The organism is Microbacterium sp. P2_F9 (assembly GCF_056403635.1).
This window is the reverse complement of the sequence record NZ_JBFUFC010000033.1, coordinates 1-15425: the sequence shown is the minus strand read 5'-3', so window position 1 is coordinate 15425 and position 15425 is coordinate 1. Positions and strand designations below refer to the sequence as shown.

Genomic DNA, 15425 nt, shown 5'->3' with positions numbered 1-15425 from the left:
AGATCGCAGAGGCGGCTCACCCTGCCCTCTAGACCTGGCGTCCGTCAGTGATGGCGGGCCGCAGGCTTCGCTCAGCGCTTGCGGGGCTTCGGCTCGGGCCGCACGAGGGCGCGGACGATCAGCACGTACGCGACCAGCGACAGGACGTACCCGAACAGATACACCACCATTTCCTGCACCAGGAAGCGGCCGTAGTTCAGCGCACCGTCGACGATGGCGGGGGAGACCCGACCGATGAAGTAAGCGGCGGTCTGCCCTGCGGCGAAGATGGTGAGCAGTGCGAGGGCCGCCAGGATTGCGAACCACACGCGCGTGCGCCACACGCGCCCTGTCGCGGCCATGGCGGTGGACGAGGTCCAGTCCGGCACCTCAGGGTCGAGTGCGCCATTGAGCTTCGGGATCAGGATGATCGCCGCCAGGAACAGTCCGTTGAGCCACGGCCCGCCGAGAGCCCCGAGCCCCGACTCGCCCGCGCTGCCGAGCACGAATGCGGGGATCAGCAGCAGGACCAGCACCGGCAGGGTCGCCACGATTGCCGATTGCGCGGCCCGGAGAAAGCGCATGGAGCCCGCGCCAGCGGCAGTTGACGAAGGGTGGGGCACAGGTAGAGCGTAGTGGGCGGCGGGCGAGATCCGCGGAATTCCGCGGGTCTCGGCAACTGTCAGTGTCAGCGACGAGCGATCGAGCGCACGATCGCGCCCAGCACCACCACGGCGCCCGCGGCTGCGGCGATCACGACGCCTGGAYGCTCGCGGTATGTCTGCTTCAGCTTGTCCGTCCAGTCGCCCGCGACTGTCTTGGTATGGGCGACAAGGCTGTCCAAGTCGATGTCGTCGGCCACGTCCTTGAAACTCGCGGTTGCGGCCTTCGCAGCATCAATGGCGGCATCCGCGGCTTTTCCGGCCGCGGCCCTCGCGTCGGACGCAGCGCTTTTGGCGCCATCGACGACGTCGCCGACCTTCTCGCTCACCTTGTCTGCGATGTCGCTCACGGTTCCTGCGACATCGCTCTTCGCGGCTTCCGCGCCGGCCGAGGCCTCGTCCGCGATCTGCTCCGCCGTGGCGCCGAACGATTCTGCGCCGTCGACGGCCGACGTGCGCACTCGCTCGGCGGCGTCTCGGGCCGCCTGGGTGGTTTCGGAGTCTCCCTGGATGTCGGTCATTGGCGTCTCCCTTCATCGTGCTGTCGCGCAATCGTATGCGCGCCGGCCGTGAGTGCGCATGAAATCGGGGTGGGGTTGCCAGCGTCGCGGACGAGTGCTAGCTCCCTGGGTCCGACACGCCCCCTGCCGATCGATCGACGCGAGTGACGAGGGGTGAGGAGGTCACGCTGAGGGTTTCGCGACATCGGGGTTGGCCTGTGCAGTGTCCCATTCGTCTCTGGTGACCGCGTATTCGACGGCGCCGAATTCGCTGCCATCGCGGTCGTCATCGTCTTCGTAGAAGGTTCGGATGTACCGAAGGCCCGCGGAGGACATGGTTGCCCTGGATCGCTCGTTCACCGTCATGGTGAGGGCGAAAACGCGATTCATGTTGAGGTCTTGGAAAGAGTGGCGCACCATCTCGCGTGCGCCCTCGGTGGCAAGCCCCTTCCCCCAGTGCTTCCGAAGCAGCCGGTAACCCAGTTCAGCCTCGCCCGGGAGGAGAGTTTCCTCGCCCCACCCGGCGGGCTGCAACAGCCACCAGCCGATGAACTCGTCATCGACGAAGCCGACCCAGAAGCCGAGCCCGGCAACGGGCTGTGCGGTCGCAAGCCTGAGCCMGTGCGCCCTTTCGACCTGGGCTCGGGTGCGACCGTCGCCGGTCAGGTAGCGCATCACCTCCGGGTCGGAGTCCAACTCCACCTCGAGTTCCAGATGCTCATCACCCAAGGGGATCAGCCGCATGCGGTCGGTCTGCAACGTTGCCTGAGACACAGAGCAATACTGCACCAATTGAGGACGGCGCCCCGGAAGGACAGCGACGTGGTCGCGTCGCGCGCCGCCCGTTGAGGGTCGGGCCGCTTTGGGTGACAATTGCGCCATGGCGCTGACCACCCGGATGCTGACACCGGACTCGTGGGAAGATTTTGCCGCACTCGTCGAGTCGAACAACGGCGTGTGGGGTGGCTGCTGGTGCATGGGATTCCATCCGGGCGGCTCCACCGGAACACGCCAAGGGAACCGCGACGCCAAGCAGCAGCTGGTGCAGCAGGGTGCGGTGCGACAGGTGCTGGTCTACGACGATGACAGGTGTGTCGGCTGGTGTCAGTTCGGCACCCCGCCGGAGCTGCCCAACATAAAGAGCCGCCGCGCCTACGACGCCGAGGCGAAGGAACCGCCGGACTGGCGGATCGGCTGCATCTTCACGAATTCGAAGGATCGCGGCAAGAGCATCGCCTCTGCCGCCGTTCGCGGGGCGCTTGACGAGATCAAACGCGCCGGCGGAGGCATCGTCGAGGCCTACCCGGAGCAGACGGAGGACCGACCGCCGCAACGCGGCGCATATCTCCATACCGGCCCCGAAGAGCTGTTCCTACGACACGGATTCGTGCGGGACCGGCGTATCGCCAAGTGGCGGTGGGTCATGCGCGCCACCCTCTGACCGGTGACTCGTGCGCTGGACCGTCGGCGGTGTTTGCCGCCGTCAGCGCGACCGTTGAACGTACTATCAACGGATGGATGACGAAGACGTCTCAGAGCTGATCGAGGGCCCCGCGCCCGCACCGGTGAAGATCGCGCGCCTGTGGTGGGTGGTCTCAGCGGCCGCCGCGCTGCTGCTTGTCATCCTGCTCGGCGCGGTGATCTTCTATCGCCAGGCGGACAAGCCGTTCGGTTTCGAGGTGGAGTGGATGGGAGAACTGGTAGAGGCTCGCGCGCCGGTGTTCACGGTCCTCGCGCTCGCCTTGAACTGGATCGGCGGGGGCATCAGCGGGATCGCCATTGTTCCGCTCGCCATCATCGCCGGCCTGCTCCTCTGGCGAAGGCCGTGGGCGGCGCTCTATTTCGTCTGCGCCACGATCGCGAGCGCGCTGGTCGTCCTCGTCATGAAGAACGTCATCGGTCGTCCTCGTCCGACCGACATCCTGGTCACGGCCGACGTCGGCTCGTTCCCGTCCGGCCACAGCGCGAATGCAGCGCTCATCGCCACGACGCTGGGGATCATCTTCTGGCGCACCTGGGTATGGATCGTKGGAGCCGCGTACACACTGCTGATGATGCTGAGCCGCACCTACCTCGGGGCGCATTGGATATCCGACACCATCGGTGGGATGCTCGTCGGCGTCGGTCTTGCGGTGATCATCTGGGCTCCGTTTGCGTTTGTGCTCTATCGCGAGCGCCGCAAACCACATCCGCCGATCTGGGTGAAGGTTGCCACCCCCGCAGCGGCGACCGATCAGTCCGGAGAAGCCTCATACTGACCTGCTGTGGACGCCCGGGTATATTCGTAGGGTCGGCGGCTCCGGTTGCCGGATATTCCGCGAAGCCCAGTGGTGTCGACAAGATGCTTCGGGCCTGTGGCGCAGCTGGTAGCGCACCTGCATGGCATGCAGGGGGTCAGGGGTTCGAATCCCCTCAGGTCCACCGAAACGACAAGAGCGTCCCCGCGAGGGGGCGCTCTTCTCATTTCCCGCGCGAAGCGACTCGAACGCGCCCTGGCGGGGATACGGTGAACGAGTGATCGCACAGCCGCGCTGCCCGTCCTGCCGCCACTTCGTCTACCTGGACGCCCTTCAATGTCACAACTGCGACGCGGAGCTGGGCTTCCACCTGGTGACGCGCCAGTTCTACAGCCTCCGCCGCGGACAGACCGTGATCGACGATCAGATCTGGTACACCTGCTCGAACCGCGGATGGGAGTGCAACTGGCTGGTCTGGGAGGGCGCTCCGGCAGGCCGGTGCTTCTCGTGTCGGCTCACCCGCACTCGACCGGATGGCAGCGACACCGTCGCACTCCAAAAGCTCGCCAAGACTGAAGAGTCCAAGCGGCGCCTCATACTCCAGCTCGGTGATCTCGGGCTGCCGATCGTGCCCTGGGATGTGGAGCCTGGCGGACTCGGCTTCGATCTGCTCTCCAGCATCTCGCTCGGACGCAGAGTCTCGATCGGCCACGCCAATGGCATCATCAGCCTCGACCTCGCAGAGAGCCTCGATGACCGTCGCGAGGCACTCCGGGTGCGACTCGGCGAGCCGTACCGCACGATGCTCGGCCATCTGCGCCACGAGGTCGGCCACTACTACCAGAACGTCCTGCTCACCGACGACCAGATGTGGGCGGAGTGCCGACACCTCTTCGGCGACGAGCGCGCCAGTTACCAGGACTCCATTCAGCGGCACTACAAGTTCGGCGCGCCCGAGGGCTGGCAGGACTCCTTCATCTCCGAGTACGCCACGATGCACCCGTGGGAGGACTTCGCCGAGACCTTCGCGCACTATCTGCACATCACCGGCACCCTCCAGACGGCCGCGACCATCGGCATCCATCTCGATTCGGTCGTGACGAATCTGCGGGACACGGATGTCGTCCCGCTCGACTCCTACCGCGACCAGCCTGTCGCGCAGCTGCTGAACGACTGGGAGTGGATGTCGCAGGCCTTCAATCGCATCAACCGGGCCATGGGATTCGGCGACTTGTACCCCTTCGTGATCGCGCCGCCGGTGCGGCGGAAGCTGGCCTTCATGCACGACATCGTGACTCACGCCCCGCTGACCAGCGTCGAGCAGATGGTCCTCGCGCTGCCCCGCGAGACGGAGACTTCGTGACCACATTCGCGCGCGGGCAGCGCGTGATCGGGCAGTTCACGCACTACGTGGAGAATCAGCCCGAGTGGCGCGTCGACCTCGACGAGTTCGCGGCCAACGCGCCGCTGGTCGCGGCGGTGGAGGCGTTCGGTGCGGGGTGGGCGAGCGACGGGCTGCACGAGGCAGGGACCCTCGTCGGCTCACTGGACTTCCAGCGCGACGCCGAACGCGCCAACACCCACACTCCGGTGCTTTCCGCGCACGATCGGTGGGGGTTCCGGCTCGACGAGGTCGAATACGACCCTTCGTACCACCGGATTCTCGGGGCGGCGCTCGCGCGCGGGGCGCACACCTCGGCGTGGGCCGACCCTCGGCCGGGCGCCCACACCGCCCGCGCCGCGATGTTCATGCTCTTCGCCCAGGTCGAGCCGGGTCATGCGTGCCCCGTGTCGATGACCCACGCCGCCGTGGCGACGCTCAAGGACTCGCCGTGGGTGGCGGAGGACTGGCTGCCGCGCGCCTACTCGCGCGGCTACGATCCCCGGCTGCTGCCTGATCAGGAGAAGGGCAGCGCGCTGATCGGGATGGCGATGACCGAGAAGCAGGGGGGGTCCGATGTGCGGGCCGGCACCACCCTCGGCACCTACATGGGCGGGCACGCTTATCAGCTCACCGGTCACAAATGGTTCTGCTCGGCACCGATGTCGGACGGATTCCTCGTCCTGGCCCAGACGCGGCGGGGCAACGAGGACGAGGGCCTCAGCTGTCTGTTCGTTCCGCGGATCCTCCCGCGCGGCACGCGCAATGTCTTCCGCATCCAGCGGCTCAAAGACAAGCTGGGCAATCGTTCCAATGCGTCGGCCGAGGTGGAGTTCGACGGCACCATCGGCACGATCGTGGGTGAGCCCGGCCGAGGCGTGCGCACGATCATCGAGATGGTCCAGCGCACCCGGCTGGACTGCGTGCTCGGCACGGCTGCGGGCATGCGCCAGTCCGTCGCCGAGGCGATCTGGCACGCACGCGGTCGTGCTGCCTTCGGCGCGAAGCTCGTCGACCAGCCGGCGATGACCGCAGTGCTCGCCGACCTGGCGATGGAGTCCGAGGCGGCGATGCTGACCGGGCTGCGGCTCGCGCAGCTCTTCGAAGACGATGCCTCCGACCGCGATGTCGCCCTCCGGCGGCTGGCGACGCCCGTCTCGAAGTACTGGGTGTGCAAAAGGGGACCGCAGCACGCGTATGAGGCGCTCGAGTGCCTCGGCGGCAACGGCTACACCGAGTCGTTCCCACTGGCCCGGCGCTATCGCGAGCAGCCCGTGATGGCGATCTGGGAGGGCTCGGGCAACGTGATCGCCCTCGACGTGCTGCGCGCCCTGACCCACGACGACGCGAGCGCCGACGCGTTCGCCGACGAACTGGCGATCACCGAGGGCGCGTCCGGCCTTCTCGACGGACATGTCGCCCGCACGCTCGAGCTGCTCGTCGAGGTGGCGGCGGATCCCGTGTCCGCGCAGACGCAGGCGCGGCGGCTCAGCGAGGGCCTCGCGCTCGCCCTGCAGGCATCGCTCATGCTGCGGCACGCGCCCTCCCTCGACGCGGAGGCGTTCATCGCGAGCCGTCTGGGCGAGGACCGCGCCGCGCAGTATGGCGTGCTCCCACGCGGAACGGATGCCGCGGCCATCGTGGCCCGCCACTGACAGGGTCTTCGCCCAGCGCCGGTCATGCCCCCTCCGGCCACCGCGGGGGCACCGCATGGCGCCTACGCTGGATCGGTGAGCCCCCGTCTGCGTCTCCTCGCCCTCGGGGCGGCGGTGACGCTGCTGTTCGCGCCGCCGGCCTCCCGGGCGACTGCCGCGAGCCCCGACCCGTCCGAGGGTGCGTCAACGGAAACAGGCTCGGTGCGCGTCGTCGCGGCATCCGAAGACTCGCTCGCGAAGCAGGCCGAGCGGCTGGTGGCATCGATGTCGACCGCCCAGAAGGCCGCGACGGTCGTCATGGGTCACATCCCGACCACCGACGTCGCCGCACTGGGCGACTACATGCGCACCACCGGGATCGGCGGCTTCCTCCTGATGGGCGCGAACATCCCGACCGACGAAACGCAGCTGCGTGCCGTCACGACGGCGCTGACGGGGGATCCGGCGCTGCCGCCGCTCATCGCCATCGACCAGGAGGGCGGCGATGTGTCGCGGCTCCCGTGGGACGGCTTCCCGTCGTCGCTCACGCTCAAATACGACCCGCCGGCGGCCACGGCCGATGCCTTCGCCGCGCGGGCAGCCCTCGTGCAGCGGGCCGGTATCGCGGTGAACTTCGGGATCGTCGCGGACGAGACCGCCGATCCGTCCATGTTCATCTACCGCCGGGCGCTCGGAACCACGCCCGATGACTCCTCCGCGCGGGTGACCGCGGCCGTGGGCGCGGAGGCGGAGGAGGATCTCTCGACCCTCAAGCACTTCCCCGGGCACGGCGCGGCGGCCGGTGACTCGCACGCCCTCATTCCCTCCACCGGGATGTCCAAGGAGGAGTGGGCGGCGACCGGTGCGTTGTCGTTCCAAGCCGGAATCCGCGCCGGAGCGCCGCTGCTGATGTTCGGGCATCTCTCGTTCACCGCCGTCGACACGGCCCCGGCGACGCTTTCGGCCGAGTGGCATCGGATCGCCCGGGAGGAGCTCGGTTTCACCGGTGTCTCCGTGACGGACGACCTCGGCATGCTTCAGGCGTCCGGAATCCCCGCGTACAGCGATCCGGTCGCGAATGCCGTCGCGGCGCTTGCGGCGGGCAACGATCTGCTGCTCACGGTCCTGTACTCGGACTCGGGGACCGCGTCGCGAATCGCCGCAGGCATCGTCGCGGCTGTCGACGCCGGCGCGGTGCCGGCCGCGCGGCTGGATGAAGCCGCCACCAGGGTGCTGACCCTGCGACTTCGCATCGCCGCCGACGGTCGCGGTCTGATGCCGTGCGCCGACTGCGCTCMGGTGGACTGACCCAGCTGCCGGCAGGCGTCAGGCCCGCTCCAGCACCTCGAGCAGACGCGCGCGGATCGACTGCGCGCGCACGGTGAACCCCCGCTGCCCGCTCGCGTACTCGGCCTTGCCCTCTTTCGTCTCGATCCGCACKGGCGCGTAGCCCCGGTCCGCGAGGTCGTAGGGCGACGCGCGCATGTCGAGGATCCGGATGTCGCGTGCCAGTTCGAATGCGTCGAGCAGCAGTTCGCCCGGCACGAGCGGTCCGAGTTTGACCGACCACTTGTACAGATCCATGCCGGCGTGCAGGCAGCCGGGCTGCTCGGAGCCGGCCTGGCTGTCACGCGAGAGCGGGGTCAGATTGCGGGGGACCGCCTCCGGCGTGAAGAACCGATAGGCGTCGAAGTGCGTGCAGCGCAGCTCGTGCGCGTCGACCACCGCATCGGTGCCGGTCTGGCCGAGCCGCAGCGGCGTGGAGTGCCGATGCTCGGACTGGCGGTAGACCATCGCCCACTCGTGGAGTCCGAAGCAGCCGAAGCTCGCGGACCGTTCGGCAGTGGCCAGGAGGATCCGCTCCACGCCGGTCATGAGCAGGCCGCGGTCGGCGCGGAAGGCGGCGGCATCCACCTCGATCGACCCGGCGGCACGGCCCGGACGGTACCAGCGCCACTGGGCGCGCGGCTCGGTCGCGGCATCCGCGAGTTCGACGCCGGAGCCAGGGTGCCAGCGGCGCAGCACGGAGGGCTTGTACGAGTAGTAGGTGAAGAGGAAATCCTCTACGGGATGCTTCTCGCCGCGCGACGCCCGTTCGCGGTGCGCCGCGGTGAGCGCATCGGCCCTGGCATGATGCGCGTCTTCGCGGGCGCGCCAGACATCCGTCGCGATGACGACGGCGCCGGGCACGGCAGTGCGGCTGGTCACACGTCGAGAGCAGGCATCGCGGGACCCGCGGGCTCGATGAGCTCGGGGGAGTTGTTGCGCACATTCCCCACCGCCTTCGACACGACGTGATCGTCGAGGGTCTCGGCGACGTCGGGGGCGGCGTCGATCGCGGCATCGAGGATGTCGCGCACATTGTCGGTCGTCGGGTCGAGCCAGGCGTCGGCGAAGTCGCCGTCGAGGAACAGCGGCATGCGGTCGTGGATCGAGCCGAGCCGCCCGATCGAGTCGCGGGTGAGGATCGTGAAGCTCAGCAGCCACTTGGCGGGATCGTCGTCGGTCTTCGCCGGATCCTTCCACCACTCGTAAAGGCCCGCGAAGAACAGCGGCCCGTCATCGGCGGGGTGGATGTAGTGCGGGATCTTCTGCCCGTCGACGGTCTTCCACTCGTAATACCCGGATGCCGGCACCACCGCGCGGCGCTTCTCGAGCGCCTTGCGGAACATGGGCTTGTCTTCCAGCTCTTCGGAGCGGGCGTTGAACGCCTTGGCGCCGATCGAGACGTCTTTCGCCCAGGACGGGACCAGACCCCAGCGCGCCGATTCGAGCCGGCGCGTCGGCGGTTCGGTCTTGGCCGAGTCGAGCACGATCGCGACCTGGCTGGTGGGGGCGACGTTGTATGACGGCGCGGGCAGGTCATCGCCCGCGAGGTCGACGCGCAGCACGCCCACGAGCTCTTCGCCCACATTGGCCACGACGAATCTTCCGCACATGCGAACCAGCCTACGCGCGGGGTCGGACGCTCAGTCGCCCAGGACGTGGACCTCTTCGAGCCGCTCGAGGAGACCAGCGCCATCCGATTCGGTCACCCAGGGCACCGTGGCCGCGGAGTGGTCATCGACCGCGGTGCGACCGCCGGCGAGGACCGCCTCTGCGGGCGAGAGTCGCCGGATGGCGACGCCGACCACGTTGGCGGGATGCTCGCGCGTGAAGGTCGTGTAGATCTCGTCGTCGTGCTGCCCGTCGTCGCCGACGAGGAGCCACTTGACCTGGGGGAACTCCTGGGCGAGCCGGCGGAGGTTGGTCAGCTTGTGCACCATGCCGCTGCGGAACCAGCGGTCGTGCGTCGGGCCCCAGTCCGTGAGCAGCACCGCGCCCGGCGGGAAGAGATGCCGGCGCAGGAACCGGATGAGGGTCGGAGCGACATTCCAAGCTCCGGTGGAGAGGTAGATGACCGGGGATCCTGGATTCTCGCGGGTCAGCCGCTCCATCAGCACCGCCATGCCGGCCACCGGCTGGCGCGCGTGCTCGTCGATGACGAAGGAGTTCCAGGCGGCCAGGAGGGGGCGGGGGAGCGCCGTCACCATGACGGTGTCATCGACGTCGGACACGACCCCGAACCGGATGTCGGGTCCGACGATGAAGACCTGGCTCTCGATGGGCTCGGCGCCCTCCACGGACATCGTCAGGGTCTGCCAGCCAGGCTCGAGCCGCGTCGGAATCACTGTGTCGATCACGCCGCCCCGATCGGCGACGACCTCGTGGGTGACGCCGGCGACCGTGATCGACACCTGGGCGAACCCGATCGGCACCGAGACGAAGCTGCGCCAGCCGCGCACGCTCGCGTACACGCCGGTGCCGGTGGGCTTGACCGGCGGCACGATCATCACCCGCCCGAGCACCCGCACCCAGTCGACGCCCCCATAGCCCGGGAGGGGCATGACCGTCGGCAGCTGCCCGCGCGCGCGACCACGGCGTTCCCGCCACGAGTGAAAGCGGTACTCCAGACGGGCAAGCCAGTGCACCTTGGCGCGGGCCGGAGCGGAGGAGGGCATCCCCTCAGTCTTCCACGTCCCCCTTGACGGGGCGTGTGAGTGTGTCGTCATCCGAGACGAGATGCCGGTGTTCGAGGCGTTCGATGAGCTTCTTGCCGGCGTAGATGAGCACCAGGAAGAGCACGATGACGCCGACGAAGATGTAGCCGGCGTAGTGCAGGCGATCCGCCAGATCGCGGTAGGTGCCCGCGGCGAGGGCGGAGACCGTGATGTAGAGGGTCGCCCACAGCACGCAGGCGGGCGCCGTCCAGGCCAGGAACCGGCGATACCGGAACCCGCTCATCCCGACGGTCAGCGGCACGAGTGAGTGCAGCACCGGCAGGAAGCGGGACAGGAAGATCGCCGGGCCGCCGCGGCGCTGCAGATATCGCTCCGAGCGCTCCCACTTGTCGGTGCCGATCCGCCGGCCGAGGCGCGAGTCCCGGATCCGGGGTCCGAGGACCCGCCCCAGCCAGAAGCCGATGCTCTCGCCGATCAGAGCGCCGATGACCACGGCGACCCCGAGGAGGATGGCCTCCTGCGGGGAGGCGACCGCGGTGGCCGCAACGATGACGATCGTGTCGCCGGGAACCACCAGGCCCACGAGGATGCTGGTCTCGAGCATCATCGCGAACCCCGCCACGAGCGTTCGCACGAGCGGATCGACGCTCTGCACGGCGTCGAGCAGCCACGTGAGGAACTCGTTCACGCCCCGAGCCTAAGCCGCTCGGCCCGCCCCTACTCTGGATTCGTGCCTCAGCCGCTCGTCGCCGTCCCGCTGCCGGGCTGGATCGACCCGGCACGGGCGTTCGTCGGCGGTCCCGGAACGGCTGAGAACGCCTTCTGGCTCGACGCCGGGCCGGGCGCGATCTCCGGCTGGAGCTGGATCGGCAGCGGCGTCCGTGCCACCGACACCGACGTCATCCGCGCGCTCTCCTGCGCGCCGGCGCAGTCCGCCGCCGACGAGTGGACGGCAGGTCCCTTTCGGGGCGGGTGGATCGGCTGGCTGGGATACGAGGATGCCGCGGCCCGCGCGGGCGCCCCGGTCGCTGCGTCCGCGGACCCGGTGCCGCAGGAGCTCTGGCTCCGCGTCGACCGCTTCGTGGCCTTCGACCATGCGGCCGGGCGGGTGTGGGCGGTCGCCCCGGCGTCAGACGCCGGCCGCTTCGCCGCCGAGGTCGGCACGTGGGCGGCGGAGAGCGACCCGGAGCCGCGGCATCCGAATCCGTCCGCCGTCGCGTCGCGCCACTCGCCCAGCGAGTACGCGCGGCTTATCGAGCGCTGCCGGGATGCGATCCGCGAGGGTGATGCGTACCAGCTGTGCCTGACGACGCGGTTCGAGGTCACGGCATCCGTCGATCCCGACGAGGCGTATCTGCGTCTGCGCGCGGCCACGCCCGCTCATCACGGCGGGCTCATCCGCGCCGGCGCAGTCGCGCTCGCCAGCGCGAGCCCGGAGCGGTTCCTCGAGGTGGGCCACGGCACGGTGCGCACCAACCCGATCAAGGGCACCCGCCCCCGCGGTGCGGACGCGGCCGAAGATGACGCCCTGGTGCAGGAGCTCATCGGCAGCGAGAAGGAGCGCGCCGAGAACGTCATGATCGTCGATCTCATGCGCAACGACCTCTCACGGGTGTCCGATCCCGGCACGATCGTCGTCGAGCGGCTCTTCGCGGTGGAGAGCTACCCGGCGGTGCACCAGCTCGTGAGCACCGTCTCCGGCAGCATCCGCGCCGGGCAGACCATCGGCGATCTGCTCGACGCCGCGTTCCCCGCGGGGAGCATGACCGGGGCGCCCAAGCTCTCGGCGATGACGATCCTCCACGACCTCGAGGGCGGCCCGCGGGGCGTCTTCGCCGGGTGCTTCGGCTGGGTCGGCGACGACGGCGCCCTCGACCTCGCGATGGTGATCCGCTCGATCGTGACCCACTCCGGCGGCGCCTACGTCGGCGCCGGCGGAGGGATCACGTGGAGATCGGATGCCGCGGCCGAAGTCGCTGAGGTGGGCATCAAAGCGCGGGGGCCGCTGGCCGCGATCGGCGGCATCCTTCCTCCCGGCTGGTGAGGATCAGGAACCGGAACGGATTCGACGGGTCCGGTAACCTGGAAGGACGTGTTCGCACGTCTCGACCTTCTTCGATTGGTACCCCTCCGTGAGTCAGAACATGCCCGCAGACGTTGCCGTGCCCGCGGAAGGCGCATTCGACGCCTACGCCATCCAGCAGAAGTGGCAGGAGCGCTGGGCCGAGGCCGACCCGTTCCGTGCCGGCGGCAGCGAAGACACCCGCCCGCGCAAGTTCGTGCTCGGCATGTTCCCGTACCCGTCCGGCGACCTGCACATGGGCCACGCCGAGAGCTACGCGTACGTCGACGTCGTGGCCCGCTTCTGGCGGCACCGCGGCTACAACGTCCTCAACCCGATCGGGTGGGACTCGTTCGGCCTGCCGGCCGAGAACGCGGCGATCCAGCGCGGCGCCGATCCGCGCGAGTGGACCTACGCGAACATCGAGCAGCACAAGAAGAGCTTCCGCGAGTACGGCTCCTCGTACGACTGGTCGCGGATCCTGCACACGAGCGACCCGGAGTACTACCGCTGGAACCAGTGGCTGTTCCAGCGCCTGTACGAGCGGGGCCTGGCATACCGCAAGGACAGCCCGGTCAACTGGTGCCCCAACGACCAGACCGTGCTCGCGAACGAGCAGGTCGTCGACGGGCACTGCGAGCGCTGCGGCGCCGAGGTCGTCAAGAAGAAGCTCACGCAGTGGTACTTCAAGATCACCGAGTACGCCGACCGGCTGCTCGATGACCTGAACCAGCTCGAGGGCTTCTGGCCGTCGAAGGTCATCCGGATGCAGCGCAACTGGATCGGCCGCTCGGTCGGCGCGGACATCGAGTTCGAGATCGAGGGGCGTGCCGACCGGGTCACCGTCTTCTCGACCCGTCCCGACACGCTGCACGGCGCGACGTTCTTCGTGGTCGCCCCCGACAGCGACCTGGCGACCGAGCTGGTCGCGGGCGCGGACGCCGACGTGCGGACGCGCTTCCAGACCTACCTCGAGCAGGTCGGGAAGCAGACCGAGATCGAGCGGCAGAGCACCGACCGCCCCAAGACCGGGGTGTTCCTCGGCCGCTACGCGATCAACCCGATCAACGGCGAGCGGCTGCCGGTGTGGGCGGCGGATTACGTCCTCGCCGACTACGGCCACGGCGCCGTCATGGCCGTGCCCGCGCACGACCAGCGCGACCTCGACTTCGCCCGTGCGTTCGATCTGCCGGTGCGCGTCGTCGTCGACACGACCGCACCGGTGACCGGTGCGATCCCGGTCATCGAGCTGGACGAGCACGGTGCGCCGATCGATCCGGGCACGGACGAGGCATCCGTCTCCGATCTCGACCCTGCGCGGACGGGTGTCGCGCTCTCCGGCGATGGCCGGATGATCAACTCCGGGTCGCTGAACGGGCTGTCCAAGCGCAACGCGATCGCCCGGATCACGGAGGAGCTGGCTGCGGCCGGCGCCGGTCGCGCGGCGAAGTCGTATCGCCTGCGCGACTGGCTCATCTCGCGTCAGCGCTTCTGGGGCACGCCGATTCCGATGATCCACACCGCGGACGGGCGGATCGTCCCGGTTCCGGAGGACCAGCTTCCGCTGACGCTGCCGGACGTCGAGGGACTCGACCTCACGCCCAAGGGCACGTCGCCGCTGGGCGCGGCGACCGAGTGGATGAGCACCGTCGATCCCGAGACGGGGGAGCCCGCCCTCCGTGACCCCGACACGATGGACACGTTCGTCGACAGCTCCTGGTACTTCCTCCGGTTCCTCGCCCCGAACGACCCGACGCAGGCGTTCCCGCGGCGCGAAGCCGACCGCTGGGCCCCCGTCGACTCCTACATCGGCGGTGTCGAGCACGCGATCCTGCACCTGCTGTACGCGCGGTTCATCACCAAGGTGCTCTTCGACATGGGCTACGTGGACTTCACCGAGCCGTTCTCGAGCCTCATCAACCAGGGCATGGTGCTGCTCGACGGCTCGAAGATGTSCAAGAGCAAGGGCAACCTCGTCGAGTTCGCCTCGAGCATGATCGACCCGGGCGCCGATGCCGTGCGCGTCGCGATCGCCTTCGCCGGTCCGGTCGAAGACGACATCAACTGGGAGGACGTCTCGACCACCGGTGCGCAGAAGTTCCTCGCGCGCGCCTGGCGCGTCGCGAGCGATGTCTCGAGCCACCCGGACGTCAAGTGGGCGGACGGCGATCCGGCGCTGCGCCGCGTCACGCACCGCCTGCTGGCGGATGCCCCAGGGCTCGTCGAGCAGACGAAGTTCAACGTCGTCGTGGCGCGCCTGATGGAGCTCGTGAACGCGACTCGGAAGGCGATCGACACCGGCGCCGGCCCCGCGGACCCCGCGGTGCGCGAGGCCGCCGAGGCCACCGCGATGGTGCTCGACCTGTTCGCCCCGCACACCGCGGAGGAGATGTGGGAGATCCTCGGCTACGACGGATTCGTCGGGCTGGTGCCGTGGCGCCAGCCGGATCCGATGCTGCTGGTCGAAGACACCGTGACCGCGGTCGTGCAGATCGACGGCAAGGTGCGCGCGACCCTCGAGGTGCCCGCTCGCATCGACGCCGCCGCGCTGGAGCTGCTCGCTCGCAACGACGCGCATGTCGTGCGTTCACTGTCAGGTCGCGAGATCACTCGCGCGGTCGTGCGGCCGCCGAAGGTCGTGAGCTTCAGCACGCGCTGAGCGCTCCTCCCCAAGCGGCCGGGCGCCGCGCCCGGTCCACGAGTGACGTGACGTGACCGCAGTCCGCGCCGCCCACGCTCCTAGCGTGGGCGGGTGGCCCCGGTCGACGACTCTCCCAGCGACCGCAGGCGGTTCGGCGTCGGCGCCGCGATCGTGGTCGTCCTGGCTGCGCTCGCGATCACCGTCGGCATCGGGATCCTGCGCGGTGCCGCCGCGCCGGTGGATGTCGTCGCCATCGATCCCGCGGCCTCGGATGCCGGGTCCGGCGACGCCGTGGCCGCGGCGGTCCTGTACGTGCACGTCTCCGGGG

The 15425-nt window shown here is 69.1% G+C and carries 14 protein-coding genes, 1 tRNA gene and 1 pseudogene; 9 read left to right on the top strand and 7 right to left on the bottom strand.

Annotated elements, in window-relative coordinates; translation table 11 throughout:
- Positions 1-71: 71 nt before the first annotated feature.
- From AC1DVT_RS05595 to AC1DVT_RS05585, 3 genes are all read right to left on the bottom strand, one after another.
- Complete coding sequence (locus AC1DVT_RS05595) at positions 72-530, bottom strand: hypothetical protein (protein WP_457098533.1); 459 nt, start codon at positions 528-530, stop codon at positions 72-74.
- Positions 531-667: 137 nt separating this feature from the next.
- A complete protein-coding gene (locus AC1DVT_RS05590) occupies positions 668-1162 on the bottom strand; it encodes a hypothetical protein (RefSeq protein WP_477387226.1) in 495 nt (164 codons plus the stop codon).
- Positions 1163-1324: 162 nt separating this feature from the next.
- Positions 1325-1915, bottom strand: coding sequence for a GNAT family N-acetyltransferase (locus AC1DVT_RS05585; protein WP_477387224.1), 591 nt, complete (start codon positions 1913-1915; stop codon positions 1325-1327).
- Positions 1916-2021: 106 nt separating this feature from the next.
- On the opposite strand from AC1DVT_RS05585, the gene AC1DVT_RS05580 reads away from it, so the two are divergent.
- The 6 genes from AC1DVT_RS05580 (at position 2022) to AC1DVT_RS05555 (ending at position 7701) form a co-directional block, all read left to right on the top strand.
- Complete coding sequence (locus AC1DVT_RS05580; protein ID WP_457098536.1) at positions 2022-2582, top strand: GNAT family N-acetyltransferase; 561 nt, start codon at positions 2022-2024, stop codon at positions 2580-2582.
- A gap of 73 nt (positions 2583-2655) precedes the next feature.
- Positions 2656-3399 carry a phosphatase PAP2 family protein gene (locus tag AC1DVT_RS05575; protein WP_477387222.1) on the top strand — a complete coding sequence of 248 codons (744 nt, stop codon included), beginning with the start codon at positions 2656-2658 and terminating at the stop codon, positions 3397-3399.
- 90 nt (positions 3400-3489) lie between these two features.
- Positions 3490-3562 (top strand) — tRNA-Ala (locus AC1DVT_RS05570).
- A 93-nt stretch (positions 3563-3655) separates the two neighbouring features.
- Complete coding sequence (locus tag AC1DVT_RS05565; protein ID WP_457098538.1) at positions 3656-4741, top strand: zinc-binding metallopeptidase family protein; 1086 nt, start codon at positions 3656-3658, stop codon at positions 4739-4741.
- A complete protein-coding gene (locus AC1DVT_RS05560) occupies positions 4738-6414 on the top strand; it encodes an acyl-CoA dehydrogenase family protein (protein WP_477387220.1) in 1677 nt (558 codons plus the stop codon). The genes AC1DVT_RS05565 and AC1DVT_RS05560 overlap by 4 nt, the downstream gene beginning before the upstream one ends.
- A gap of 75 nt (positions 6415-6489) precedes the next feature.
- Entirely contained in the window at positions 6490-7701 is a 1212-nt protein-coding gene (locus AC1DVT_RS05555) for a glycoside hydrolase family 3 N-terminal domain-containing protein (RefSeq protein WP_477387218.1), read from the top strand.
- Positions 7702-7719: 18 nt separating this feature from the next.
- On the opposite strand, the gene AC1DVT_RS05550 is transcribed toward AC1DVT_RS05555, so the two are convergent.
- From AC1DVT_RS05550 to AC1DVT_RS05535, 4 genes are read right to left on the bottom strand one after another with little or no spacing between them, the layout of a single operon-like run.
- The gene (locus AC1DVT_RS05550) at positions 7720-8601 is read right to left on the bottom strand and encodes a 3-methyladenine DNA glycosylase (RefSeq protein WP_457098541.1); all 882 of its coding nucleotides are present in this window, start codon (positions 8599-8601) and stop codon (positions 7720-7722) included.
- The gene (locus tag AC1DVT_RS05545) at positions 8598-9332 is read right to left on the bottom strand and encodes an SOS response-associated peptidase (protein WP_457098542.1); all 735 of its coding nucleotides are present in this window, start codon (positions 9330-9332) and stop codon (positions 8598-8600) included. The genes AC1DVT_RS05550 and AC1DVT_RS05545 overlap by 4 nt, the downstream gene beginning before the upstream one ends.
- Positions 9333-9362: 30 nt before the next feature.
- On the bottom strand, positions 9363-10394 hold the full coding sequence (locus AC1DVT_RS05540; RefSeq protein WP_457098543.1) for an App1 family protein: 1032 nt from the start codon (positions 10392-10394) through the stop codon (positions 9363-9365).
- A 4-nt stretch (positions 10395-10398) separates the two neighbouring features.
- Positions 10399-11082, bottom strand: a complete 684-nt coding sequence (locus AC1DVT_RS05535; RefSeq protein ID WP_477387216.1) for a DedA family protein — start codon at positions 11080-11082, stop codon at positions 10399-10401.
- Positions 11083-11124: 42 nt separating this feature from the next.
- Here AC1DVT_RS05535 and AC1DVT_RS05530 point away from each other — a divergent pair, with 42 nt between their 5' ends.
- The 3 genes and pseudogenes from AC1DVT_RS05530 to AC1DVT_RS05520 form a co-directional block, all read left to right on the top strand.
- Positions 11125-12438 (top strand): anthranilate synthase component I family protein, encoded by a 1314-nt coding sequence (locus AC1DVT_RS05530; protein WP_477387214.1) that lies wholly within the window; start codon positions 11125-11127, stop codon positions 12436-12438.
- 100 nt (positions 12439-12538) lie between these two features.
- Positions 12539-15115: a leucine--tRNA ligase gene (gene leuS, locus AC1DVT_RS05525; RefSeq protein WP_477387212.1), complete on the top strand. Its 2577-nt coding sequence runs from the start codon at positions 12539-12541 to the stop codon at positions 15113-15115.
- Between the two features lie 93 nt (positions 15116-15208).
- Positions 15209-15425: pseudogene (locus AC1DVT_RS05520) on the top strand (competence protein ComEA); the annotation flags it as partial.